This window comes from Bradyrhizobium sp. SZCCHNS30572 (genome assembly GCF_032484415.1).
In the GTDB taxonomy this organism is placed as follows: domain Bacteria; phylum Pseudomonadota; class Alphaproteobacteria; order Rhizobiales; family Xanthobacteraceae; genus Bradyrhizobium.
Map to the genome: position 1 here is coordinate 394,665 of NZ_JAUESY010000001.1, position 25,151 is coordinate 419,815.

At 66.7% G+C, this 25,151-nt stretch carries 24 protein-coding genes; 9 read left to right on the top strand and 15 right to left on the bottom strand.

All coding sequences use genetic code 11. The features are described from left to right. The first annotated feature begins 87 nt into the window (after positions 1 to 87). Together QX048_RS01750 and QX048_RS01755 are read left to right on the top strand one after the other, a co-directional pair. A complete protein-coding gene (locus tag QX048_RS01750; RefSeq protein ID WP_315713894.1) occupies positions 88 to 1,944 on the top strand; it encodes an ABC transporter ATP-binding protein/permease in 1,857 nt (618 codons plus the stop codon). 147 nt (positions 1,945 to 2,091) lie between these two features. After that, on the top strand, positions 2,092 to 2,292 hold the full coding sequence (locus QX048_RS01755; protein ID WP_006614616.1) for a hypothetical protein: 201 nt from the start codon (positions 2,092 to 2,094) through the stop codon (positions 2,290 to 2,292). 227 nt (positions 2,293 to 2,519) lie between these two features. Here the strand turns inward: QX048_RS01755 and QX048_RS01760 are convergent, their stop codons facing one another. From QX048_RS01760 to QX048_RS01770, 3 genes are read right to left on the bottom strand one after another with little or no spacing between them, the layout of a single operon-like run. Then, positions 2,520 to 3,002, bottom strand: coding sequence for a GNAT family N-acetyltransferase (locus QX048_RS01760; protein ID WP_315826017.1), 483 nt, complete (start codon positions 3,000 to 3,002; stop codon positions 2,520 to 2,522). Continuing rightward, positions 2,999 to 4,027 carry a peptidoglycan -binding protein gene (locus QX048_RS01765; RefSeq protein ID WP_315734445.1) on the bottom strand — a complete coding sequence of 343 codons (1,029 nt, stop codon included), beginning with the start codon at positions 4,025 to 4,027 and terminating at the stop codon, positions 2,999 to 3,001. The genes QX048_RS01760 and QX048_RS01765 overlap by 4 nt, the downstream gene beginning before the upstream one ends. A gap of 42 nt (positions 4,028 to 4,069) precedes the next feature. Beyond that, positions 4,070 to 5,059: a flagellar motor protein MotA gene (locus tag QX048_RS01770; RefSeq protein WP_315826018.1), complete on the bottom strand. Its 990-nt coding sequence runs from the start codon at positions 5,057 to 5,059 to the stop codon at positions 4,070 to 4,072. Positions 5,060 to 5,239: 180 nt separating this feature from the next. Here QX048_RS01770 and QX048_RS01775 point away from each other — a divergent pair, with 180 nt between their 5' ends. The 5 genes from QX048_RS01775 to QX048_RS01795 all read left to right on the top strand — a co-directional run bounded on the left by QX048_RS01775 (position 5,240) and on the right by QX048_RS01795 (position 12,518). Then, positions 5,240 to 6,052: a DUF1295 domain-containing protein gene (locus tag QX048_RS01775; protein ID WP_315826019.1), complete on the top strand. Its 813-nt coding sequence runs from the start codon at positions 5,240 to 5,242 to the stop codon at positions 6,050 to 6,052. 12 nt (positions 6,053 to 6,064) lie between these two features. Next, complete coding sequence (locus QX048_RS01780) at positions 6,065 to 7,093, top strand: cyclopropane-fatty-acyl-phospholipid synthase family protein (RefSeq protein WP_315826020.1); 1,029 nt, start codon at positions 6,065 to 6,067, stop codon at positions 7,091 to 7,093. A 285-nt stretch (positions 7,094 to 7,378) separates the two neighbouring features. Continuing rightward, complete coding sequence (locus QX048_RS01785) at positions 7,379 to 8,575, top strand: efflux RND transporter periplasmic adaptor subunit (RefSeq protein ID WP_315713900.1); 1,197 nt, start codon at positions 7,379 to 7,381, stop codon at positions 8,573 to 8,575. A gap of 6 nt (positions 8,576 to 8,581) precedes the next feature. Next, entirely contained in the window at positions 8,582 to 11,737 is a 3,156-nt protein-coding gene (locus tag QX048_RS01790) for a multidrug efflux RND transporter permease subunit (RefSeq protein WP_315826021.1), read from the top strand. A 184-nt stretch (positions 11,738 to 11,921) separates the two neighbouring features. After that, positions 11,922 to 12,518, top strand: coding sequence for a hypothetical protein (locus QX048_RS01795; RefSeq protein ID WP_315826022.1), 597 nt, complete (start codon positions 11,922 to 11,924; stop codon positions 12,516 to 12,518). 250 nt (positions 12,519 to 12,768) lie between these two features. Here the strand turns inward: QX048_RS01795 and QX048_RS01800 are convergent, their stop codons facing one another. From QX048_RS01800 to tkt, 10 genes are all read right to left on the bottom strand, one after another. Continuing rightward, positions 12,769 to 13,560 carry an inositol monophosphatase family protein gene (locus QX048_RS01800; protein WP_315713903.1) on the bottom strand — a complete coding sequence of 264 codons (792 nt, stop codon included), beginning with the start codon at positions 13,558 to 13,560 and terminating at the stop codon, positions 12,769 to 12,771. Between the two features lie 129 nt (positions 13,561 to 13,689). Then, positions 13,690 to 14,772, bottom strand: a complete 1,083-nt coding sequence (locus tag QX048_RS01805) for a tetratricopeptide repeat protein (protein WP_315826023.1) — start codon at positions 14,770 to 14,772, stop codon at positions 13,690 to 13,692. A 10-nt stretch (positions 14,773 to 14,782) separates the two neighbouring features. Beyond that, on the bottom strand, positions 14,783 to 15,460 hold the full coding sequence (locus tag QX048_RS01810; RefSeq protein ID WP_315826024.1) for a thiamine phosphate synthase: 678 nt from the start codon (positions 15,458 to 15,460) through the stop codon (positions 14,783 to 14,785). Next, a complete protein-coding gene (locus QX048_RS01815; RefSeq protein ID WP_315826025.1) occupies positions 15,460 to 16,482 on the bottom strand; it encodes a class I fructose-bisphosphate aldolase in 1,023 nt (340 codons plus the stop codon). Before QX048_RS01815 ends, QX048_RS01810 begins: the two co-directional genes overlap by 1 nt. A 374-nt stretch (positions 16,483 to 16,856) precedes the next feature. Then, positions 16,857 to 17,924, bottom strand: coding sequence for a class II fructose-bisphosphate aldolase (gene fba / locus QX048_RS01820; RefSeq protein WP_315826026.1), 1,068 nt, complete (start codon positions 17,922 to 17,924; stop codon positions 16,857 to 16,859). A gap of 191 nt (positions 17,925 to 18,115) precedes the next feature. After that, positions 18,116 to 18,373 (bottom strand): hypothetical protein, encoded by a 258-nt coding sequence (locus QX048_RS01825; RefSeq protein WP_315826027.1) that lies wholly within the window; start codon positions 18,371 to 18,373, stop codon positions 18,116 to 18,118. Between the two features lie 46 nt (positions 18,374 to 18,419). Then, positions 18,420 to 19,610, bottom strand: a complete 1,191-nt coding sequence (locus QX048_RS01830; RefSeq protein WP_315826028.1) for a phosphoglycerate kinase — start codon at positions 19,608 to 19,610, stop codon at positions 18,420 to 18,422. A 26-nt stretch (positions 19,611 to 19,636) separates the two neighbouring features. Next, positions 19,637 to 19,780 (bottom strand): hypothetical protein, encoded by a 144-nt coding sequence (locus QX048_RS01835; protein ID WP_315713910.1) that lies wholly within the window; start codon positions 19,778 to 19,780, stop codon positions 19,637 to 19,639. 104 nt (positions 19,781 to 19,884) lie between these two features. Further along, positions 19,885 to 20,892 carry a type I glyceraldehyde-3-phosphate dehydrogenase gene (gap, locus tag QX048_RS01840; protein WP_315826029.1) on the bottom strand — a complete coding sequence of 336 codons (1,008 nt, stop codon included), beginning with the start codon at positions 20,890 to 20,892 and terminating at the stop codon, positions 19,885 to 19,887. A 213-nt stretch (positions 20,893 to 21,105) separates the two neighbouring features. Next, a complete protein-coding gene (gene tkt / locus QX048_RS01845; protein WP_315826030.1) occupies positions 21,106 to 23,091 on the bottom strand; it encodes a transketolase in 1,986 nt (661 codons plus the stop codon). Between the two features lie 268 nt (positions 23,092 to 23,359). Here tkt and QX048_RS01850 point away from each other — a divergent pair, with 268 nt between their 5' ends. Together QX048_RS01850 and QX048_RS01855 are read left to right on the top strand one after the other, a co-directional pair. After that, positions 23,360 to 23,710: a DUF4164 domain-containing protein gene (locus tag QX048_RS01850; RefSeq protein ID WP_315713913.1), complete on the top strand. Its 351-nt coding sequence runs from the start codon at positions 23,360 to 23,362 to the stop codon at positions 23,708 to 23,710. Further along, a complete protein-coding gene (locus QX048_RS01855) occupies positions 23,707 to 24,090 on the top strand; it encodes a cell division protein ZapA (RefSeq protein WP_284423241.1) in 384 nt (127 codons plus the stop codon). The genes QX048_RS01850 and QX048_RS01855 overlap by 4 nt, the downstream gene beginning before the upstream one ends. A 138-nt stretch (positions 24,091 to 24,228) precedes the next feature. Here the strand turns inward: QX048_RS01855 and QX048_RS01860 are convergent, their stop codons facing one another. Together QX048_RS01860 and QX048_RS01865 are read right to left on the bottom strand one after the other, a co-directional pair. Next, positions 24,229 to 24,615, bottom strand: coding sequence for an ester cyclase (locus tag QX048_RS01860; protein ID WP_315713914.1), 387 nt, complete (start codon positions 24,613 to 24,615; stop codon positions 24,229 to 24,231). A gap of 161 nt (positions 24,616 to 24,776) precedes the next feature. Next, a complete protein-coding gene (locus tag QX048_RS01865; RefSeq protein WP_315713915.1) occupies positions 24,777 to 24,980 on the bottom strand; it encodes a hypothetical protein in 204 nt (67 codons plus the stop codon). Between the last annotated feature and the right edge of the window lie 171 nt (positions 24,981 to 25,151).

The window sequence follows — 25,151 nt, forward strand, 5'->3', positions numbered from 1 at the left end:
CTTGGTACGTTTCCGGATTTGCCAAGCCCGGCCTGGCGGGCCTATCAGGACGGCAGATCGGTATTTGGAAGAATTCTCAGGTGGCCCATGAGCGCAGTGGAACGGCTTGACGAGCGGCAGGGCGCTGCCCCAGGGCAGGATCCGGTTGGAGATGCCGTTGCGGCCGTCGAGGCATTGGCCGAGCCGGCAAGCCCTGTGCGGCGCTCGAAGCTGCGCCCGCTGCTGGCGCTGTCTCCCTATGTCCTGCGCTATCGCGGCCGCGCCCTGCTGGCGCTGATCGCGCTCACGGTCGCGGCCCTGACCACGCTTCTGGTGCCGATCGCGGTCCGCCGCATGATCGATTTCGGCTTCACGCCGAAAGGCATCGAGCTGATCAACAGCTATTTCAGCGTCATGATCGCCGTCGTGGCGGTGCTCGCGCTGGCAAGCGCGGCCCGCTACTACCTCGTCATGACGATCGGCGAGCGCATCGTCGCCGATCTCCGGCGCGACGTGTTCGCGCATCTGATGTCGCTGTCGCCCTCCTTCTTCGATTCCGCGCGCTCCGGCGAGCTGGTGTCGCGGCTCACCGCCGACACCACCCAGATCAAATCGGCGGCGGGCGCCTCCGTGTCCATCGCGCTGCGCAATCTGCTGCTGTTCATCGGCGCCACCGCGATGATGGTGATCACGAGCCCGAAGCTGTCCGGCTTCGTGCTGCTGGCGATCCCGCTGATCGTGCTGCCGCTGGTGGCGTTCGGGCGCTGGGTCCGGCGGCTGTCGCGCAACGCCCAGGACACACTCGCCGACGCCTCGGCCTATGCGTCCGAGCTGATCGGCTCGATCAGGACGGTGCAGGCCTATACCAGCGAGAGGCTCGCGGCGGCGCGTTTCGGCGGCGAGGTCGAGCAGGCCTACGAGGCGGCGCGGATCTCGACCCAGGCGCGCGGCGTGCTCACCGCGATCATCATCTTCATCGTGTTCTCCAGCGTCGTCGCGATCCTCTGGGTCGGCTCCCACGACGTGCTGACCGGTGCGATCAGCGCCGGACGGCTCGGTCAGTTCGTGCTCTACGCGGCCTTCGCGGCCGCCGGGCTCGGCCAGCTCTCGGAGGTCTGGGGCGAAGTGTCGGCGGCGTCCGGCGCCGCCGAGCGGCTGTTCGAGCTGTTGCACGTGCAGCCGGAAATCACGGCGCCGGCGCAGCCGCGCCCGATGCCGGAGCCGGCGCGTGGCGACCTCGGCTTCGAGCGGGTCAGCTTCGCCTATCCGGGTCGCCCCGATGTCCGCGTCCTCGATGACGTCTCGTTTGCGATCCGCGCAGGTGAGAAGGTCGCGATCGTCGGCCCCTCCGGCGCCGGCAAGAGCACGCTGTTCCATCTTCTGCTGCGCTTCTACGATCCCGCCTCCGGCTCGATCTCGTTCGACGGTGTGCCGGTGCGCGCGGCCGACCCGCGCAGGATGCGCGAGCGCATCGCGCTGGTGCCGCAGGAATCCGTGGTGTTCGCCGCCAGTGCGCGCGAGAACATCCGCTTCGGCCGGCCGGAGGCGACCGACGCCGAGGTCGAGCGCGCCGCCGATCTCGCTCATGCCAGCGAATTCATCCGCCGCTTGCCGGACGGCTTCGACACCTCGCTCGGCGAGCGCGGCGTCACGCTCTCGGGCGGCCAGCGCCAGCGCATCGCCATCGCGCGCGCCATCCTGCGCGATGCGCCGCTGCTGCTGCTCGACGAGGCGACCTCGGCGCTCGACGCCGAGAGCGAGACGCTGGTGCAGACCGCGCTCGAGGGGCTGATGAAGGACCGTACCACCCTGGTGATCGCGCATCGCCTCGCGACGGTGCTGTCCTGCGACCGCATCCTGGTCATGGATCGCGGCCGCATCGTCGAGCAGGGCACCCACACGTCGCTGGTTGCGGCCAACGGCCTCTATGCGCGGCTGGCCCGGCTGCAGTTCGAGGGCGTGTAGTTCCTGCAACACCGTGGACGGCCGGCAACACCCTCGGAATTCTCGTTCCCGACCCTGCAACCTTTCTCCCGCCTTGTACGTTCCCTGCCGGAACAGATGGCGCGCCGCTCGTAGCAGGCGTGCCGGGTCCCAACAGGAGCAACGGACATGCCTTATCGTCGTGGCAGTTTTGCCCTCACGCCGCCCTCGTTCGTCATCTTCGCAATTGCGCTGGTGCTCGCCCTCGTCGCGATGCTCGCGCACTACATGCACGCCTCGGTGCCGCTGCTGTCGGCCGCCCACGCCTTCGACGCGCTGGCGATCGCGTTCGTGGTGCTGACGATCGGTGTGCTGTTTCGCGGCGTTTGAGGACAATACGAAACGGGTCGAGCAGAGAAGTCGTTAGCTCCCTGCGCCAGCAATTGTGTGAATAGAAATCGCGGCGCGCTCGGTGCACCTCGCCCCGCGTGCGGGGAGAGGTCGGATTGCATCGTCAGATGCAATCCGGGTGAGGGGGGCTCTCCGCACGGTCGGTGCGCGTGGCTGCCCCTCACCCCAACACTCTCCCCGTAAGAACGGGGAGAGGGAGCGCAGCGTCATTGCGGCACCATCTCGGATTCAACAGATTGTGTTGGCATCCACACCATCCGCAGCACGGGACGGCCCGAGGTCGGGTTGACGTCCTCGCCGGCTTCAATGAAGCCCTTGCGCTTGTAGAAGCGGATCGCGCGCGCGTTGTCTTTGTTCACAAGCAGCGTGATGCCGTGAGGTGATCGCTCCTTCGCTGCATCGACCAACTGAGTAGCGAGCGGCGAGCCCCAATGCTCGGGCGAGACGACCAGCTGGTCGAGATAGCCCGTCGCATCGATCGTGACGAACCCGGCGAGCACGCCCTCCGCCTCGGCCACGATCACATCGGCCTTCGGCACCAGCTCGCTGCGCCAGCGTTCGCGCCACCACGGCACCCGCGCAGCGAAGTCGATGGCGGGATAGGCGAGCTGCCAGGTCTCCTGCCACAGCGCGATTGCCGCGTCCTCGTCGTCGGCGCGATAGGGGCGCAGGGTGGAGCTCGACGTCACCGCTCCGTCAGCTTCAGCTCGATACGCCGGTTGCGGCGGAAGGCGTCCTCTGTGTTCGCGGGGTCGAGCGGCTGGAATTCGGCGAAGCCGGCGGCGACCAGGCGCTGCGCGGGGACGCCGAGCGAGATCAGATACTGCACCACCGAGATGGCGCGAGCCGAGGACAACTCCCAGTTCGACTTGAACACCGGGCTGTTGATCGGACGAACGTCGGTGTGGCCGTCGACCCGCAGCACCCAGGAGATCTCAGCGGGGATCTGCTTGTCGAGATCGACCAGCGCCGTCGCCACCGAGTTCAGCTCCTGCTGGCCCTCGGGCAGCAGGGTGGCTTGCCCCGTGTCGAAGAACACCTCGGACTGGAACACGAAGCGGTCGCCGACGACGCGAATGTCGGGACGGTTGCCGAGGATGGCGCGCAGCCGGCCGAAGAACTCCGAGCGGTAGCGGGTGAGCTCCTGGACCCGCTGTGCCAGCGCGACGTTGAGGCGCGAGCCGAGATCGGCGATGCGGCTCTGCGATTCCTTGTCGCGCTTCTCCGAGGCGTCGAGCGCATCCTCGAGCGCGGCGAGCTGGCGGCGCAGTGCGCTGATCTGCTGGTTGAGCACCTCGATCTGGGCCAGCGCCCGCGCCGTGACCTGCTTCTCGGAATCGAGTGCCCGGTTGAGCTCGTTGGCGCGGCCGGCGGCATTGCTGCCGGCATTGGCGAGCCCGTCATAGAGGCCCTTGACGCGGTCGCGCTCAGCTTCGGCGCTTGCGAGCCCGGCGCGCAGTTGCGCAACCTGGTCGTCGAGCGAGAGCTTGCCGAGCTTCTCCAGGGACAGCATCTCGTTGAGCTGCGCGATCTTGGCGTTGAGCTGCTCCAGCGCCTTGTCCTTGCCGGTGACCTCCTGCGACAGGAAGAACTGCACCACCAGGAACACGGTCAGCAGGAACACGATCGACAGCACCAGCGTCGACAGCGCATCGACGAAGCCCGGCCAGTAGTTGAGGCCGGAATCTCCACGGCGGGTACGGGCAAGCGCCATTCAGCGTCTCCTAGTTCGTCTTCGGCCGGCCGGTCGAGCAGCTCAACTCTTCTCGGTCTGCCGCGCCAGCCGCTCCAGCAGCCGCTTGATCTCGCGGTTCTGCTCGCCCTGGCCATCGGCCCATTCGCGGATCATCTGCTGCTCGGTGCGCATGTGCCCGACCAGGCCCTGGATCGCCTCGGCGAGGTTGGCCATCGCCGCGGTGGCGCCGCGGTTGGAGCCGTCCTCCATCGCGGTGCGCAGCCGCTCGATGGCAACCGAGAGGTCGGCACCGGTGTCGCCGCTGCCGCCATATTCCCGCACGGTGCCAGCGAGCCAGTCCTCCAGATCGGTATAGAAGCGGTTCTGCGCCTGGCTCGATTGCAGGTCGAGGAAACCGAGGATCAGCGAGCCGGCGAGGCCGAACAGCGAGGACGAGAACGAGATGCCCATGCCGCCCAGCGGCGCGGCAAGGCCGCCCTTCAGCGTATCGAACAGCGCGCCGGCGTCGCCACCGACCTTGAGCCCCTCGATCACCTTGCCGACCGAGCCGACCGTTTCGATCAGGCCCCAGAACGTGCCGAGCAGGCCCAGGAACACCAGGAGGCCGGTCATGTAGCGCGAGATGTCGCGGGCCTCGTCGAGCCGGGTGGCGATCGAGTCGAGCAGGTGGCGCATGGTCTGCTGCGAGATCGACATTCGCCCCGAGCGCTCGCGGCCGAGGATCGCGGCCATCGGCGCCAGCAGGACCGGGTGGCGAGGCACCGCCAGGCCGGGATCGGCGATGCGGAAATTGTTGACCCAGGACACTTCCGGATAGAGCCGGACCACCTGGCGGAACGCCAGGATGACGCCGATCAACAGTACCGCCCCGATCAGCGCGTTCAGGCCGGGATTGGCGAAGAACGCCAGGATGATCTGCTTGTACAGCACGACACCGACCAGGGCGCACAGCACCAGGAAGACCAGCATCCGCACCAGGAAGATCCGGGGCGTGGACAGCTTGGTCGGTTCGAGATCCATCGCGGAGCGGGAAGGGGAGCCTTGAGGCATTGTCGATGACATCCGTTGCGGGGACCGGTCCCTGAAATCCACTATGGCACAGCAGCAGCGGGAAAAAAGCCGCGATCAGCGCAATCCCGTCCCTGCGCGGAACTATGGCTGAAACCGGCGGGCATCCGCGGCGTAGTTAGTCCCGTGGCTCATATCTAACGGGAACGCCCTGGCTTTGTCATGACCGTCGTTGAATATCTGCAGGCGCTGCTGGCGATGGCCGTGGCGATGTCGGTGCTGATGGGGCTCGCCTGGGTCGTGCAGCAGCGCACCGGCAACTCCGGCTGGGTCGACACGATCTGGACATTTTCCGTCGGGCTGGTCGGCGCCGCCGGCGCGATCTGGCCCGCCGGCGGCGCCGCCCCCAACGCGCGGCAGTGGCTGGTCGCGGTGCTGGTGGCGGTCTGGTCGCTGCGGCTCGGCGGCCATGTCGCAGCGCGCAGCCGCGGCATCTCCGACGATCCGCGCTACGCGGAGTTTGCCCGGCAATGGGGTGCGGCCGCACCGCGAAAGATGTTCCTGTTCCTGCAGCAGCAGGCCTGGGGCTCGATCCCGCTGGTGTTCGCGATGTTCGTCGCCGCCCATGCGCCGGCCGCCGAGCTTCGGCTGCAGGACTATCTCGGCATCCTCGTGCTGTTCGCAGGCATCGCCGGCGAGGGCGTCGCCGACGCTCAGCTCAAGGCGTTCCGCGCCGATCCTGCCAACAAGGGCAAGGTGTGCGACGTCGGCCTGTGGCGCTGGTCGCGCCATCCCAACTATTTCTTCGAGTGGGTGTGCTGGCTGTCCTATCCGGTCATCGCGCTGTCGTTCGACCATCCGTGGGGCCTCGCCAGCCTGCTCGCGCCATTGTTCATGTACTGGATCCTGGTCCACGTCACCGGCATCCCGCCGCTGGAACAGCAGATGCTGCGCTCGCGCGGCGATCGCTACCGGGCCTATCAGGCGCGCACCAGCGCGTTCTTTCCCCTGCCGCCAAATCCTTTTACGAAGTAACGGAGCCACCGCATGAGCTTCATCTCGACCATCATCGGCGCCGCCGAGCGCGTGCCGCTGCCCGATGCCGTCATCCGCTCCGCGATCTCCGAATTGTGCGCGCGCACGGCGGCGCGGCTCGGCGGGGCCGATGCGATGGGTGACCCAGAGTTCGCCCGCCTGCTGACGACGCGGCCGATCGCCGAGCATACCGACGCGGCGAACAGCCAGCACTATGAGGTGCCGGCGGCGTTCTTCGCCCGCGTGCTCGGGCCGAACCGCAAATACTCCTGCTGCTTCTACAAGGAGCCGGTCTCGACCCTGCGGGAGGCGGAGGAGGAGGCGCTGCGCCAGACCGTCGCCAATGCCGATCTCCAGGATGGCCAGACCATTCTGGAGCTCGGCTGCGGCTGGGGCTCGCTGTCGCTGTTCATGGCCCGGCAGTTCCCGCGTGCGAAGATCACGGCGGTCTCCAACTCGCACTCGCAGCGCCGCGCGATCGAGGAGATGGCGGCCGCGCGCGGCCTGCTCAACCTGCGGGTCGTCACCGCCGACATGAACGGGTTCGCTCCCGACGCGCGCTTTGATCGCATCGTCTCGGTCGAGATGTTCGAGCACATGATGAACTGGCGCGAGCTGCTGTCGCGGGTCAGATCATGGCTCGCGCCGGACGGCCGCCTGTTCATGCACATCTTCACCCACCGCACCGGATCCTACCTGTTCGACCGCAACGATCGCGAGGACTGGATCGCGCAGCACTTCTTCACCGGCGGCATCATGCCGAGCCACGGCCTGATCCGGCAGTACGCGGATCTGTTCGCGGTCGAGAAGGAATGGCGCTGGAGCGGCACGCATTATCAGCACACGGCACGGGACTGGCTCGCCAATTTCGATGCCGATTACAACCGCATCCTGCAGGTGCTGCAGCCGGTCTATGGCGACGACACGGCGCTGTGGATGCGCCGCTGGCGCTGGTTCTTCCTCGCCACCGCGGGTCTGTTCGGGCACGACGAAGGCCGTGAATGGGGCGTCAGCCACTACCGCCTGCGGCCGGCGAACTAATTTGTTCGCTGCGGCGGGATGCCGCAGTGCTGGAGGGGGATTCGCGTTTCGCTCTGCGGAACCTGCTGGGAACCTGCTGCCACAAAGCACTCACAATTAGGTGAGTCCCGAAAAAGCTTGATCTATCAGTTATGTAGTTCGTGTGACATCAAGCCGCCTGGGTTTCGCGTTGCGTCGCAGCAGCTCTTTTCTATGTTGCAGCAAGGCGAGCGCCAGAATGGCGCCATGACTGGGCCATCCGGTCGACTGGGTTTCATCATCATCATCGAGGGGGCTCCTCCACGCATGTCACGTTTTCGCGCGTCGCTGGTCAGCAGTGCATTGATGCTCGCGGCCGCCGCGCCGCTGCTGGCCGGCTGTAACGACCCCATCCAGGCTCAGGCCTCCGCCAATGAGCAGATCGTCATTCCGGACGTCGGCATCGTGACCGTCGAGCAGAAGGCGCGAGCGATCGTGCGCGAGCTGCCCGGCCGCATCGCGCCGACCCGCGTCTCCGACGTCCGTCCGCGCGTCTCGGGCATCATCGTCGAGCGGCTGTTCCGCCAGGGCAGCGAGGTCAAGGCGGGCGATCCGCTCTATCGCATCGATCCGAAGCCGTTCGAGGTGGAGATCCTGTCGAGCCGGGCGGCGCTGGCCAAGGCCGAGGCGGTGCATGAGCGCGCGGTGCAGCAGGCCCACCGCATCAGCCTGCTGTTCAAGGAGCGCGCAGCCCCGGCGGTCGAGAACGAGAAGGCGATCTCGACCGAGCGCGAGGCAGCGGCCGACATCGAGGCCCGCAAGGCCGATCTTGCGCGTGCCCAGCTCAATCTCGACTATGCGACCGTGCGCGCGCCGATCGACGGCATCGTCGGCGCGGCCCAGGTCAGCGAGGGCGCCATCGCGGTCCAGAACGAGACCTCGCTGGTCACGATCCAGCAGCTCGATCCGATCTATGCCGACTTCACCCAGTCGGTGAGCGAGCTCAACCGCCTGCGCCGGGCGTTCGAGTCCGGCGACCTCGACCAGATCGCGCCCGACGCGATCAAGGTCCGTCTCGTGCTCGACGACGGCACGCCGTATTCGATTCCGGGCAAGCTCCTGTTCTCCGACGCCAAGGTCGATGCCGCCACCGGTCAGGTCACCTTGCGCGGCGAGTTCGCCAATCCGAAGCGCGAGCTCCTGCCGGGCATGTATGTCCGCGTCCGCATCGAGCAGGGCATCGACAGCGACTCCGTCGGCGTGCCGCAGCAGGCGGTGCAGCGCAACGCGGCCGGCGGGTCCGAGGTCTACGTCATCCGCGACGACAACCGCGCGATCGCCAGGCCGGTGCGCACCGGCCCGACCCAGGATGGCCTGGTGCTGATCACCGACGGTCTGCGCGCCGGCGACAAGGTCGTGGTGGACGGCTTCCAGAAGTTCGCCGCCGGCGACAGGGTCGCGCCGCAGGTCTGGACCGAGGTCAGCGCCGCGACGCAGCTCGAATCGAAGTCGGCGACGCGGTAAGTCGCCATGCCGAGCTTCTTCATCGACAGGCCGATCTTCGCCTGGGTGGTCGCGCTGTTCATCTGCCTGATCGGCGCGATCGCGATTCCGCTGCTGGCGGTGGCGCAATATCCGATCATCGCGCCGCCCTCGATCTCGATCTCGACCAGCTACCCCGGCGCGTCGCCGGAGAATCTCTACAACAGCGTGACGCGGCTGATCGAGGAGGAGCTCAACGGCGCCTCCGGCATTCTCAACTTCGAATCCACCAGCGATTCGCTCGGCCAGGTCGAGATCACGGCGAACTTCGTGCCGGGCACGTCGACCAATGACGCCTCGGTCGAGGTGCAGAACCGCCTCAAGCGTGTCGAGGCGCGGCTGCCGCGCGCCGTCATCCAGCAGGGCATCCTGGTCGAGGAAGCCTCCGCCGCGGTGCTGCAGATCATCACGCTGCAGTCGACCGACGGCAGCCTCGACGAGGTCGGCCTCGGCGACTTCATGATCCGCAACGTGCTCGGCGAAGTCAGGCGCATTCCCGGCGTCGGCCGCGCCACGCTGTATTCGACCGAGCGCTCGCTGCGCGTCTGGCTCGATCCCGCCAAGCTGATCGGCTACGGCCTCACTGCCGACGACGTCACCAAGGCGATCGGCGCGCAGAACGCGCAGGTCGCCTCGGGCAGCATCGGCGCCGAGCCCGCGACGACCTCGCAGCGCACCTCGGCTCTGGTGCTGGTCAAGGGCCAGCTCGATTCGCCCGACGAGTTCGGATCGATCATCCTGCGCGCCAATCCCGACGGCTCGACGGTGCGGCTGCGCGATGTCGCGCGCGTCGAAATCGGCGGCCTCAGCTATCAGTTCAACACCCGCCTCAACGGCAAGCCGACCGCGGGTCTCTCGGTGCTGCTGTCGCCGACCGGCAATGCGCTGGCGACCGCGAGCGCGGTCGAGGCCAAGATGAAGGAGCTGTCGCGCTTCTTCCCCTCCAACATCAGCTATGAGATTCCCTACGACATCACGCCGGTGGTGAAGGCGTCGATCAAGCGGGTGCTGATGACCCTGGTCGAAGCCGTGGTGCTGGTGTTCGTGGTGATGTTCCTGTTCCTGCAGAACATCCGCTATACCATCATCCCGACCATCGTCGTCCCCGTGGCGCTGCTCGGCACCTGCGCGACGCTGATGCTGGTCGGCTACTCCATCAACATGCTGACGATGTTCGGCATGGTGCTCGCGGTCGGCATCCTCGTCGACGACGCCATCGTCGTGGTCGAGAACGTCGAGCGCATCATGACCGAGGAGGGGCTGTCGCCGAAGGAGGCGACGCGCAAGGCGATGGGCCAGATCACCGGCGCCATCATCGGCATCACGCTGGTGCTGATGGCGGTGTTCGTGCCGATGGCGTTCTTCCCCGGCTCGGTCGGCATCATCTACCGGCAGTTCTCGGTCACCATGGTGGCGGCGATCGGCTTCTCGGCGCTGCTGGCGCTGTCGCTGACCCCGGCGTTGTGCGCGACGCTGCTGAAGCCGGTCACGGCCGGCCACGGCCACGCGAAGAAGGGCGTGTTCGGCTGGTTCAACCGCTTCATGGACAACAGCCGCAACCGCTACACCGGCGTGGTCGGCGGCGCGCTGAAGCGCACCGGACGGCTGGTGCTGATCTATGCGATCTTCCTGGTCGGGCTGACCTTCGCCTTCATCCAGTTGCCCGGCGGCTTCCTGCCGGTCGACGACCAGGGCTTCATCACCACCGACGTCCAGACGCCGGCGGACTCGTCCTACGCGCGGACGCAGGCCGCGGTGGAGGCCGTCGAGAGGTATCTCGCCAAGCGCGAAGGGATCGAGGACGTCACCTTCCTGACCGGCTTCAGCTATGCCGGCCAGGGCGTCAACACCGCCCAGGCCTTCATTTCGCTGAAGGACTGGTCGGAGCGCGGCAAGCGTGACAGCGCCGCGGCGCTGGTCGCCGACATCAATCGCGATCTCGCCGGCTTGCGCGACGCCAAGATCACGGCGCTGCAGCCGCCGCCGATCGACAATCTCGGCAACTCCTCGGGCTTCAGCTTCCGCCTGCAGGACCGCGGCCAGAAGGGCTATGCTGCGCTGACCGCTGCCGCCGACCAGCTGATCGCGGAAGCCAATGCGAGCCCGGTGCTGCAGAAGGTCTATGTCGAGGGTCTGCCGCCGGGACCCCAGGTCAATCTGATGATCGACCGCGAGAAGGCCGGCGCCTTCGGCGTCACCTTCGAGGACATCAACAACACGATCTCGACCAATCTCGGCTCTACTTACGTGAACGACTTCCCGAACCGCGGCCGCATGCAACGCGTCGTGGTGCAGGCCGACCGCATCAGCCGCATGAACGTGGACGACATCCTCAACTACAGCGTCAAGAACGCCAAGGGGCAGCTGGTGCCGTTCTCGTCGTTCGCGACCATCCAATGGGCCAAGGGACCGAGCCAGATCGCCGGCTTCAACTACTATCCGGCGATCCGCATCTCCGGCGAGGCCAAGCCGGGCTACACCTCGGGCGATGCGCTCAAGGAAATGGAGCGGCTCGCCGCCAAGCTGCCGCGTGGCTTCGGCTATGAATGGACCGGACAGTCGTTGCAGGAGAAGCTGTCGGGTTCGCAGGCGCCGCTGCTGCTCGGTCTCTCGGCGCTGGTCGTGTTCCTGTGTCTCGCTGCGCTCTACGAGAGCTGGACGATCCCGCTCGCGGTGCTCTTGACCGTGCCGCTCGGCATCCTCGGCGCCGTCGTCGCCGCCAATCTGCGCGGCCTGTCCAACGACGTGTACTTCACGGTGGCGCTGATCACCATCATCGGTCTCGCCGCCAAGGACGCGATCCTGATCATCGAGTTCGCCAAGGATCTGCGCGCCCACGGCAAGCCGCTGGTCGCGGCGACGATCGAGGCCTGCTCCTTGCGCTTCCGCCCGATCATCATGACCGGTCTCGCCTTCGTCTGCGGCGTGCTGCCGATGTCGATGGCGACGGGCGCCGGCGGTGCCAGCCAGCAGGCGCTCGGCACCAACGTGATGGGCGGCATGATCGCGGTGGTGATCCTGGCGCTGTTGATGGTCCCCGTGTTCTTCGTCTCGGTCCAGCGCGTGCTCGCGGGGGATCGGGAGAAGACGGAGCCGGTGGCGGAGCTTGAGGCTTATGGGCCGCCGGCGCCGGTGAAGCCGTGAGTGAGGTTGAATAGGCCTTTTCGGAGGATTGTGCCGCGGTCTTGCCTCACAGGCGCTCCGCTTCCCTCTCCGCAAGGGGGAGGGGAGCACACCGCTCGTGCCGGGAGAACGGAACTCCACCGACGCCGGCTGGAGTTCGCCACTCTCCGCGTGTATGCTCCCACAGCATGTAAACGGTCACGGCATGTCGATGGTCTCTCGCAAATCTGTCTTCGCAATCGCGCTTGCTGGTTTCTCCTTTGTCAGCCACGCGGCTCACGCCCAGTCGGGCCCCGTGAAATACTGGCTGCCGGGCTGGCCGGTCGGCTTCAGCGATGCCGGCAGCCTCGACTCCTACGGCAACTTTCCGAGCTTCACGACGAACGGCAGCGACAGCGGCTTCTTCTCGCGGCGCTACAGCGTGACGAACAATTGGGCGGCGCTTTCGGGAGTCGGCCTGAGCCCGAACATCGTCAATCGCTATGGGGCGCTCGGCTCGTATACCACCGAGGGCGCGCAATACGGCTACACGTTCAAGAGCGGCGTCAGCCTCTACGGCGGCTTCGACACGCTGAAATACAATCCCGGCCTGGGCGGCCCGTTCGCAACATTCGACGGACGCTCGACGTCTGCGCCGGCCTACGCGATCAATGGCGGCGTCGAGTTCAAGCCGACATCCAATGTCAGCCTGTCGCTCGGCTTCAGCTATGCCGGCCAGTCGTCCGATCGCATCGACAGCGACATCAATTCCCCGGCATTGCCCGGCGCGACGCCACAGGCGTTCACCAGCGGGCGGCGATAGCGTTCAGCCTGTAGATAGCTTTCCGGCGGTAGAGCTCGGCCGCCAACTCCATCCTCGGCGTCGTCCCGGAGAAGCGCGCGTATGCGCGCGCGGATCCGGGACCCATACCCCCAGGGAGATGTTTGAGGCGCGCAGGTCGCCCCATCTCGCTCCATCAGAACAGCCGGTGGTTATGGGTCCCGGCTCAAGGCCGGGACGACACCGTATGTGAAGCGAGCGGTGCGAACGGCGTGGCCGCGCAGAAGCAAAGCTACGCCGCCGCCTTCAGCACCTTCACGAGCTCGCGGTGAATGACCTCGTTGCCGCACACGACGTGCCCGGTCGCCAGCGCGTCCTCCTTGCCGTCGATGCCCGACACGGTGCCGCCGGCCTCGCGCACCATGATCAGGCCGGCCGCGATGTCCCAGGGCTGCAGGTCGCGTTCCCAATAGGCGTCGAAGCGACCGGCGGCGACGAAGGCGAGGTCGAGCGAGGCGGCGCCGAAGCGGCGGAGCCCTGCGACCTTGACCTGCAGCGAGGTCATCTCGCGCAGGAACAGCTGGTGGTCGCCGCGGCCGATATGCGGCAGGCCGCAGGCGATGACGCATTCATGGAGCTGGCGCCGTGCGGCGACGCGCAGCCGCTGGTCGTTGAGGAACGCGCCCTTGCCGCGCTCGGCGATGTAGAGCTCGTCATTGGCGGGATTGTAGATCACGCCGGCGATCACGGTGTCCTCGCGCTGGAGCGCGATCGAGATCGCGAATTGCGGGATGCCGTGCAGGAAGTTGGTGGTGCCGTCGAGCGGATCGACGATCCAGGTGTGCGACTTGTCGCTGCCTTCCCGCTTGCCGCCTTCCTCGCCGAGAAAGCCGTAGCCGGGCCGGGCCTTCGAGAGGTCCTCGTACAGCATCTCCTCGGCTTTCTTGTCGGCGCGGGAGACGAAGTTCGCCGGGCCCTTCAGCGACACCTGCAGGTGCTCGATCTCGCCGAGATCGCGCTTGAGGTTGCGGCCGGCGCGGCGCGCGGCCTTGACCATGACATTGATGAGGGCGGAATGGATCATGAGCTCGATGCGCTGGGCTGACCGCACCTCGCGGTGCGCGCCTTCCCCGGAAGCGGACGAAGGCGGGTGAAATGGCTGGCTGTGGGTGCCCTGCCGGGGCCGCCGCGTCAAGGCCGGATCAGCGGCCGATCACTTGATGGTGCCCAGCCAGCGCTTGGCGGCCTGTTCGCCCTTGGCGCGGTCTTCGGGGGGCATGTCGGCGAATTTCTCGTCGAGCTTGGGATCGCCCTTGCCGGCTGTCTTGGCCACCAGGTGCCATTTGTAGGCCTCGACCTTGTCCATCTGGGTGGCGATTCCATACAGCAGCACCCATGCCAGTCGGTTCTGGGCGACCGGGCTGTTCTGCCGCGCGGCCCTGCGCAGCAGCGCGATTGCCGCGGGCTGGTCCTTCGGCACGCCGGTGCCGTTGAACAGCGCGATCGCGTATTCGACCTCGGCGTCGATATTGTCGGCGATCGCGGCCGCCTTCAGCAATTGGGCGGCCTTCTCGAGGTCTTTCGGCACGCCGGTTCCTTCCTTGTAGAAGGTCGCCAGCGCGTATTGCGCCTCGGCGTTGCCGGCATCCGCAGCAAGGCGCAGCAGCTCGGCCGAGCGTCTGAGGTCCTGCGGAAAGGTCTGGCCGTCGAGATAGAGCAGCGCGAGATTGTAGGCCGCCTTGGGCTCGCCGAGCTTGGCGGCGGAGGCCAGCAGCTTGACCGCCTCGAGCTTGTCGACAGGGCCGCCGCGCCCGGCCAGCCGCATCATCGCCAGCGCGAACATCGCTTCGCGGTCGCCGGCCTCGGCGGCGCGTTTGTACCAGATCGCCGCCTTGTCGTAGTCGCGGCGGATGCCCATGGCGTTTTCGTAGAGCTGGCCGAGCATCGCCATGGCCTTGGGGTCGCCGGCCTGGGCGCGCGGCGACGCCAGATCGAACGCGGTCTTGTACTGGCCGCGCTGATAGGCGCCGTAGACCACGTCGACATTGGGATCATTGGCGGCGGGCTGTGGCGTCGCGGCCGGCGCCGGGGCGGCCGGCTTGGCCGACGGGGCAGGGGCTGGCTTCTTCGCAGCGGACGGTGCCGGCGGCTTGGGCCTCTCCGCCGGCCTTTCGACCGGCTTGGGCTTTTCCGTCGGCGGCTGCTGAGCAGGCGGCGTCAACGAGATCTGCGCGGCCGCGCCCGTCGTCGCCATGGCGAGCGCAGCAACAACACATGTCAGGCGCAGGATCGTCATCGGCGGCCGTTCAGCTCTGTCCCGGCGCGTCGGCCGGAACGGCCGTATGCGCGCTCCGGATCGCGGCGCTGATCTCGTCAAGAGCGGCGGCCGGACCGCGGGCGTCGTTCCAGACGAGGTCGTCGACCAGCACGAAATCGGCTCCCGCGGCGACGAAGTCCGCGGCCTCCTTGAGCGAGATCGCATAGCCGACGCAGGGCGGCTCGAACAGCTCGGCCCACCAGGCCAGGCGCTCGTTGACGGCATCCGGCGAGGGCCGCCGGCCCTGCGCGTCGCGCTCGCCGAACAGCACATAGTCGGCGCCAAGCTCGCCGGCACGCATCGAATCATGCCGTGTCGACAGGCCGCCGCAGCCGGCGATGCGGTCCGGCTTCAGGCCGGGCAGCGCCTCTTCCAGCGCGGCGACGCCGGTCAGATGCGCGCCATCGGCGCCGGCGCGGGCCACGATGTCGGGATGGCCGTCGATCAGCAGCGCCGCACCGGCGCCCTGGATCGCCGGCGCCAGCGTCTTGACCGTCGTGATCATGCTGCGCGGATCGCTCTCCTTCAGCCGCACCAGCACCGCTGCCACATCGGCGCTGGCGAGGATCGCCGGCAGGCCGGCGGCCAGCGCCGCCGCGTCGGTCACGACCGGCGTTGCCAGATACAGGCGCGGCGCGGGCCGCGCGGATGTCGTCTTGCCGGACACTAGGCGGCCTCTTTCTCGAGCGCGGCGGTCCACTGGCCGCGGCTGGCAAGCGCGTTCATGCGAGCGCGGTGGGTGAAGGCCCGCTGGCCGGTAGCGACGTTCGCCGCCTTGCCGGCCCATGCCTGTTGCGGCGCGGCCTGCAACGCACGGCCATAGGAGAAGGTCAGCCTCCAGGGCAGCGGACCGAGCCGGTTCATCGCGTCGAGATGCGCGGTCGCGCTCTCGTCGGATTGTCCGCCGGACAGGAAGGCGATGCCGGGCACCGCCGCAGGCACGCATTCCTTCAGCAGTTGGACGGTCCTTTCGGCGACCTCCTGCACCCCGGCCTGGTCCGGCGATTGCTTGCCCGGGACCGCCATGTTGGGCTTCAGGATCATGCCTTCCAACGCGACGCGCTGGATGCGCAATTCACGAAACACCTCGTTCAGGACGCGGCGCGTGACGTCGAAGCAGCGAGCGATGTCATGATCGCCGTCCATCAGCACCTCCGGTTCGACGATCGGCACGATGTTCGCGGCCTGGCACAGGGCGGCATAGCGGCCGAGCGCATGCGCGTTGACATGGATCGCTGTCATCGAAGGGATATTGTCCTTGTCGATATCGATCACGGCCCGCCATTTGGCGAAGCGCGCACCCAGCGCGTAGTACGTCGCCAGCCGATCCGCAAGCCTGTCGAGCCCGGCCGTGACCCGCTCGCCGGGGCAGCCGGGCAGCGGTTGCGTTCCCTCGTCGACCTTGATGCCGGGAATGGCGCCGGCCGCTTCGATCAGCTTCACCAGCGGGGTGCCGTCGGCGGCGTTCTGCCGGATGGTTTCGTCATAGAGAATGACGCCGGAGATGAACGACATGCCTGCGCTGCGGAACAGCATCTCGCGATAGTCGCGGCGATTCTGTTCGGTCGATTCGACCTTGATGGCATCGAAGCGCTTCTTGATCGTCCCGGTGGATTCATCGGCGGCGAGAATGCCCTTGCCCGGCGCGACCATGGCAAGGGCCGTGGTGTTCAGTGCGGAGAGGTTCATGCTTGGCTCCAGACGCACCTGCCCTGCCCATCAAAATAGACGGTTCTCGGGCGGTTGCCGAGCAAACATTGGCCGTAGGTGAGGCGGACTCTCGGAGAGGTGAAGGGGAGGTTGCTGATGGGGCAACCTTGTCAACTCAGCGGCAGTCGGCTCCCCTCCCCGCACGGGCAGGGCGATCGCATTTGACGAAATTCGGCAATCGCGGCACGAACTGCTGCCAACGAGTTACTCCGTCATGGCCGGGACAAGCCCGGCCATGACGAAGTGGAAAAAGGCGGGCGCAAGACGTAAAGCGCCAGATGCGATAGCCCTACCCGCAAGGGGTAGGGGAGCACACCGAGTTCAGGGCGAAGGTCGAACTACACGACGAACGCTCACGCGACCTTCGGGGCGAGCTCGCCGTTGGCGTAGCGCTTGGCCATCTCGGCCGTCGTCAGCACGCGCTTGATCTTCGAGGCCTGGCCGGCGGTGTTGAACTCCTGCAGGCGCTGCTTGCACAGCTTGGCCATCGCCTCCATCGCCGGCTTCAGGTACTTGCGCGGATCGAATTCCTCCGGGTGCTCCGACAGCACCTTGCGGATCTGGCCGGTCATCGCCATGCGGTTGTCGGTGTCGATGTTGATCTTGCGGACGCCGTTCTTGATGCCGCGCTGGATCTCGCTGACCGGCACGCCCCAGGTCGGCTTCATCTTGCCGCCATAGGTGTTGATGATCTCCTGCAGATCCTGCGGCACCGAGGACGAGCCGTGCATCACCAGATGCGTGTTCGGCAGCTTGCGGTGGATCTCCTCGATCACGTTCATGGCGAGGATGTCGCCGTCCGGCTTGCGCGTGAACTTGTAGGCGCCGTGCGACGTTCCCATCGCGATCGCGAGCGCGTCGACCTGCGTCTCACGCACGAACTTCACGGCCTCGTCCGGATTGGTCAGCAACTGGTCGTGCGACAGCTTGCCCTCGGCGCCGTGGCCGTCCTCCTTGTCGCCCATGCCGGTCTCGAGCGAGCCGAGCACGCCGAGCTCGCCCTCGACCGAGATGCCGCCGAGATGCGCCATGGTGGCGACCGTCTTGGTGACGCCGACATTGTAGTCCCAGTCAGCCGGGGTCTTGCCGTCGGCCTTCAGCGAGCCGTCCATCATCACCGAGGTGAAGCCGGCCTGGATCGCGGTCATGCAGGTGTCCGGGCCGTTGCCATGGTCGAGATGCACGCAGACCGGAATGTGCGGATAGATCTCGGTGACCGCGTCCATCATGTGCTTGAGCATGACGTCGTTGGCATAGGAGCGGGCGCCGCGCGAGGCCTGGATGATGACGGGCGCGTCGACCGCATTGGCCGCCTCCATGATCGCCAGCGCCTGCTCCATGTTGTTGATGTTGAAGGCCGGGACGCCGTAGTCATTTTCCGCCGCGTGGTCGAGCAATTGACGCAACGTGATACGAGCCATGGCTGGAACTCCCTGATTAAGAATTGGACGGTGCGGCGGCTGACGCACGTGTCGAAACTGCTGCACCGTGCATAACGCGGTGGTCGGGAGATTCCAAGGGTTGCGGGCGACGCAGGCGACCAGACCGGGCTGTCAGCTGCCATTCACAGGTTAGCAGCCAAATCCGTCGCAACGGACACGTAAGAGCTGGCTCAGCTCTTCCTGGCTTCGAGAGCCGCGATGCGCTCCTCGACCGCACTGACCCGCTCATCGAAGTCACTGGCGGCCGCGCGCATCATGACCAGCATGCCGGCCGCATCGCGACGTTGCTTGCGGATCAAGGTTTCCAAGCTATCGAGCCGCGTCTCGGTCGATTGTCTGAACTGTCCAAACTCCGATCGGAACGCAGCAATGCTCTCCTGGATCTTGATCAGGATCGAGTGGACGGCGTCTGTGGGGCTCTCGGCCATGAATGGAACATAACAGAAACATCCATGGCCGACAAGCGTGGAAAGATCAGGCCTTCAGCACCTCGACGCCCGGCAGCGGCTTGCCTTCCATCCACTCCAGGAAAGCGCCGCCGGCGGTCGAGACATAGGTGAAGTCCGAGGCAACTCCGGCCTGGTTGAGCGCGGCGACGGTATCGCCACCGCCGGCCACCGAGACCAGCTTCTTGGCCTTGGTACGCTCGGCCGCGTGCTTGGCGGCGACCATCGTGCCGCGGTCGAACGGCGTCAGCTCGAAGGCGCCGAGGGGACCGTTCCACACCAGCGTCGCGGCGTCGTCGATCGCGGCATGGATGCGGGCGGTCGATTGCGGGCCGACGTCGAGGATCATGCTGTCCGGCGGGATGGCGTCGAGGCCATAGGCGAAGGACGGCGAGTTGGCCGCGAAGTGATACGAAACGGTGGCATCCACCGGCAGGATGATGGCGCAGTTCGAGGCCTCGGCCTTCTCCATGATCCTGAGCGCGGTGGCGGCGAGATCCTTCTCAGCCAGCGACTTGCCGATCTGCACGCCCTGTGCATGCAGGAAGGTGTTGGCCATGCCGCCGCCGATCACCAGCGCATCGACCTTGGTGACGAGGTTTTCCAACAGGTCGATCTTGGTCGAGACCTTGGCGCCGCCGACGATCGCGATGACCGGCTTGGCCGGCCGGCCCAGCGCCTTGTCGAGCGCGTCGAGCTCGGCCTGCATGGTGCGGCCGGCATAGGCCGGCAGCTTGTGGCCGAGGCCTTCGGTCGAGGCGTGGGCGCGGTGCGCGGCGGAGAAGGCGTCGTTGACCCAGATGTCACCGAGCTTGGCGAGCTCGGCGACGAACGCCGGATCGTTCTTCTCTTCCTCCTTGTGGAAGCGCGTGTTCTCCAGGCACAGCACGTCGCCGTCCTTCATCGCGGCGATGGCGGTCGCCGCCGGCTCGCCGATGCAATCGTCGGCAAAGGCGACAGGACGCTTGATCACCTGCGAGAGCGCAGTGGCGACCGGCTTCAGCGAGTCCTTGGCATCGCGCCCCTTCGGCCGGCCGAAATGCGCGAGCAGGATGACCTTGCCGCCCTTGGTCGCGATCTCATTGATGGTCGGCGCGACGCGCTCCAGGCGCGTCGCATCGCTGACGTGGCCATTCTCCATGGGCACGTTCAGGTCGACGCGCAGCAGCACGCGTTTGCCTTTGACGTCGACGTCGTCGAGGGTGCGGAATTGTTTCATTGAAGCCACCGTTGAACGAGGGACTATCAGGGCTGATTGTAGCCGTTGGTGTTTTCCGGCGGATCGCCTTCCTGCTTCGTCGTCACTCGCATGCCTTGGCGGAAACCATAGGCAATCAAGCCGATCAGCAGCAGCGCGCCGGGGATTCCAAGCCAGTTGGGAAGGGTCATCGCGCTTCCTCAGCCGTCGTTCCGGGGCGGTCCGCAGGACCGCACCCGGAATCTCGAGATTCCGGGGGCCTCTCTGCGAGGCGCCCGGAATGACTGGGCGAGAGTTAGAGCAGCTTGCCCATCGCGACGGCGGTGTCGGCCATGCGGTTGGAGAAGCCCCACTCGTTGTCGTACCAGGACATCACGCGCACGAGGTTGCCGTTCATGACCTTGGTCTGGTCCATGTGGAACGTCGAGGAGTGCGGATCGTGGTTGAAGTCGATCGAGACGTTCGGCGCGGTGGTGTAGCCGAGCACGCCCTTGAGCTCCTGCTCGGCGGCGCGCTTCATCGCCTCGTTGATCTCCTTCGGGTCGGTGTTGCGCTTGGCGACGATCTTGAGATCCACCACCGAGACGTTCGGCGTCGGCACGCGGATCGCGACGCCGTCGAGCTTGCCCTTCAGCTCGGGCAGCACCAGGCCGATCGCCTTGGCCGCGCCGGTCGAGGTCGGGATCATCGACATCGCCGCCGCGCGGCCGCGATAGAGATCCTTGTGCATGGTGTCGAGTGTCGGCTGGTCGCCGGTGTAGGCGTGGATCGTGGTCATGAAGCCGGTCTCGATGCCGACGGTGTCGTTCAGCACCTTGGCGATCGGCGCCAGACAGTTGGTGGTGCAGGAGCCGTTGGAGACGACGAGGTGATCCTTGGTCAGCGTCGTGTGATTGACGCCGTAGACGATGGTGGCGTCGGCGCCGTCGGCCGGGGCCGAGACCAGCACGCGCTTGGCGCCGGCGGTCAGATGCGCGGAGGCCTTGTCCTTGGAGGTGAAGATGCCGGTGCATTCCAGCGCGATGTCGACGCCGAGGTCCTTCCAGGGCAGCTTCGACGGATCACGCTCGGCGGTGACCTTGATCTTGCCGTTGCCGATATCGATCGTGTCGCCGTCGACGGTCACGGTATGGGGGAAGCGGCCGTGCACGCTGTCGAAGCGCAGCAGGTGGGCGTTGGTCTCGACCGGGCCGAGATCGTTGATGCCGACCACCACGATGTCCTTGCGACCCGATTCCGCGATGGCGCGCAGAACGTTGCGGCCGATGCGGCCAAACCCGTTGATCCCGACCCGGACTGCCATTTTCGTCTCCTTCAATGACGTTTCTCGTCCCTCGTAGCCGGCCCCTGGCAAGGGCTCTACGAGGGTTTGGACCTGTTGACGCCCGGTTCTGCCGGGCGCGAGCGGACGATATGGCCCTTTCGTAGTCCTTTTTTTGCGCTCGCTCAACCGTCGCGAATCATGTTCGCGCGGCGCTCCTGATTTGGTGAACCGCCGCGGAGGAGCGAGCGGGCTTTACGCCAGCCGCTGTACGGCCGCCGCAACAGCCGCCTCGGCGGTGATGCCGAAATGCTTGTAGAGCTCCTTGGCCGGGCCGCTCTCGCCGAACGAATGCATGCCGATGAAGATGCCGTCCTGGCCGATCACCGCATCCCAGCCCCAGCGCACCGCGGCCTCGATGGCGATCTTGACCGGAGCGTTGCCGATGATCTTGGCCCTGGCCTCGGCCGGCTGCTCGAGCAGCAGCTCCAGCGAGGGTACCGAGACGACGCGGGCTGGGATGCCACGCTCGGCGAGCTGCTTCTGCGCCGCAACGGCGATCTCGACCTCGGAGCCGGTCGCGAACAGCGAGACCTTGGCCTCGCCCTGCGCGGCGACGAGCTCGTAGCCGCCGCGGCTGCAGGGGTTGTCCGCCGGCGCGGAGGTGCGCAGCTGCGGCAGGTTCTGCCGCGTCAGCGCCAGCACCGTCGGGCCGTGGGTGCGGTTCAGCGCCAGCTCCCAGCATTCGGCGGTCTCGACCGCGTCGCACGGCCGGAATACGCGCATGTTGGGGATCGCGCGCAGCGCGGCCAGATGCTCGACCGGCTGGTGCGTCGGGCCGTCCTCGCCGAGGCCGATCGAATCATGCGTCAGCACATAGACGACGCCCGCGCCCATCAGCGCCGACAGCCTGATAGCACCGCGCGCGTAGTCCGAGAACACCAGGAAGGTGGCGCCGTTCGGCGCGAAGCCGCCATGCAGGAAGATGCCGTTCATGCAGGCGGCCATGCCGTGCTCACGGATGCCGTAATGGATGAAGCGTCCCTTCGGCGTCTTGGCCGAGAACGAGACGGCCGACTTCGCCTTGTTGTTGTTGGAGCCGGTGAGGTCGGCGGAGCCGGCCACGAACTCGAACGGCATCGCGGCTGCGATCACCTCGATCGCGGCCTCCGACGATTTGCGGGTGGCGACGTTGAGCGGGGTCTCCAGCAGCGCCTTCTTGTGGTCCTTCAGCGCCTTCGCCAGCGCGGTGGGCCGCTCGTGGCGCAGCCGGCGCTCGAACTCGGCGCGCTTGCGCGGGCCCATCTCGCCGAGCCGGGTCTCCCACTCGGCCCGTGCGGTTGCGCCGCGGCGGCCGGCCTCACGCCAGGCGGCGAGCACGTCGTCGGGCACGGAGAACGGCTCCTGCGAAATGCCGAGCTTCTCCTTGGCGCCCTTCAATTCCTCCGCGCCGAGCGCCTCGCCATGCACCTTGGAGGTGCCGGCCTTGGTCGGCGCGCCGTAGCCGATGGTGGTCTTGCAGGCGATCAGCGACGGCTTCGACGACTTCTGCGCCCGCGCGATCGCGCCCGCAATCGCCTCGGGATCATGGCCGTCGATCAGCTCGGCGGCCCAGCCGCACGCCTTGAAGCGCTTCACCTGGTCGACCGAGTCGGCGATCGACAGCGGGCCGTCGATCGAGATGCCGTTATCGTCCCACAGCACGATCAGCTTGTTGAGCTTCCAGTGCCCGGCCATCGCGATCGCTTCCTGGGAGATGCCCTCCATCAGGTCGCCGTCGGAGGCCAGCACATAGGTGTGGTGGTCGACGATCTTCTTGCCGTATTCCGCAGCTAGCATCTTCTCGGCCAGCGCCATGCCGACCGCGGTGGAGATGCCCTGGCCGAGCGGGCCGGTGGTGGTCTCGATGCCCTTGGTGCGGAAATTCTCCGGATGGCCGGGGGTGAGCGAACCGACCTGGCGGAAGCGCTTGATCTGGTCGAGCGTCATCTCCTCGTTGCCGGTCAGATACAGCAGCGCATAGAGCAGCATCGAGCCGTGGCCGGCCGACAGCACGAAGCGGTCGCGATCCGGCCAGGCGGGCGCTGCGGCATCGTATTTCAGCACGCGGGTGAACAGCACGGTGGCGACGTCCGCCGCGCCCATCGGCAGGCCCGGATGGCCCGATTTGGCCTTCTCGACGGCGTCCATTGCGAGCCCGCGGATGGCGTTGGCCATGCGGGAATGATCGACCTGCGTCATGCTGGAATCCGTCCAAACGTGAAATGCTGATGACAGGAGCGCCGCCGGTATTGCTGGCGGGCCGGGATTTTGCGGGCTGATTAGCACCTCGGTTCCGGGAATCAAAGGTTCTGCAACGCCGGGAACCTCCCAAAAGTTGCTTAGTAGTGCATAGTTTCGGCCGAGCGTTGCGCTTGGCTCGCCCACCACGTAAGATTTTGCCCGTAACCGCTTGCCGGACAGCGCTTTTGTCGCCTCCCGCTTGCTCCGAGGGCCTCGCATCCGTGCCATGAACGATCACCCTGCCAATCTTACCGGCCAGGTGGAACCCGGCGCCGCCGATCTCGAGGCGGCGACGCGGCGACTGATGACGGCCCTCGACGCGCTGGAGAGCGCGGTCGAGCGGCGGCGCGAGGCGGATCGTGACGAGGACGAGCTGGCGACGCGCATCCAGGCGCTGGGCGCCGACCGCTCGCGTCTCGCCGACGAGCTCGACGGCTCCCTGATGAAGACGCGCCGGCTCGAGCGCACCAACCGCGAGATCGCCGAGCGCCTGGACACCGCGATCGGCACCATCCGCGCGGTGCTCGCTGGCGGCGACGGGCAGGACGCCGCGCATGATGATGAGGACGAGGAATGAGCCACATCAACGTCACCATCAACGGCCGCCAATATCGCATGGCCTGCGAGGAGGGCCAGGAGCTGCGGCTGCTGAAGCTCGCGGAGAGTCTCGAGACGCGCATCACCAATCTGCGCGGCAAGTTCGGCGAGATCGGCGACGCCCGGCTCACCGTGATGGCGGCGCTCACCGTGTGCGATGAGCTGATCGATGCCAATCAGCGCGTCCAGGTGCTGGAGCAGGAGCTCGAAGGCCTGCGCAACGTCCGCAACCAGGCCAGCGACCGCGCCCGTGCCACGCAGGTCGCGGTGGCGAAGGCGCTGAACGCCGCCGCCGAGCGCATCGAGCGCACCACACAGGTGCTGAACCGCACCATCGGCGGTGGTGTGGCGATCGGGTGAGACGATTCAAGCCCTCGCGACAACGTATCATCGTGTTGTGGGTCTCTCCATCAGCGATTGTCTGACCTGCCGCCTCATCCAAGGTGTCGTCCCGGCCTTGAGCCCATTGGGGCGGCTGGTGCCGCCACGCGTTCGCATTCACAGCTGCGCCTCGATTGCGGCCTTGTCGATGACCGACCACACCTCCACGATCTTGCGCTCGCGGAATTCGTAGAACACGTTCTCGGTGAAGGCGACGCGCTGGCCGTCGATGGCGAGCCCGAGAAATTCGCCGGATGGCGTGCAGTCGAAGTACAGCCGGCTCGCGACGCGGGGCGGGTCTGATAGCAGCAGGCCGATGTTGAAACGGAGATCGGGAATGTCGGCGAAGTTTCCGATCAGCATGTCGCGATAGCCGGAGAGTCCGAGCTGCCGGCCGTTGTGAACGACGTGCTCGTGCACGAAATCGCCGAGCTGCGGCCAAGCCTGCGCATTCAGGCACACGATATAGCCGCGATAGTGATTGGCGAGCTCGGGTCCGGTCATGGCGCGGCTGTTTGGACGAACGCGTTGCATCGAACAACACGGGGCCGGCATGGCGGTTCCCAGCCCGTAGCCTCAATGAAGGTCAGCGATATCCGAGACCATCTCGGTGCCCGCGCTTTCCCGGACGTCGCTTCGCTCATGCGGGCTACATGGCCCTCGCGTCAAAGACCCTCCAACAGCGTCGCGATCGTCTCCAGCGGGTAGGCCGCCGCCAGGCTACCGACGCCCAGGCCGATGACGCCGAGGACAATGGCGCCGATCCAGCCATGATAGTGAAAGCCGACGGCTGCGCCGACGAAGGCTCCGGTCGCAAGCGTACAAATGGCCCAGAGCGTGTGAAGGATGAGTCCGATTGTCCTCAGCATGCGTGATCTCGCGTGTCAGCGGTCTCACCCGTCCCCTCCGATTGGTCGCGCGGATACGCCGTTGTGCGGCAGCGAAGCCGATCACGTCATCGCGATGCGATCGTGTTGCGACCGCTTGTCGTTCCTCCCTGTGTCCTCTACTCATTGTCCAGGCGGAGCCATTGAATCCCG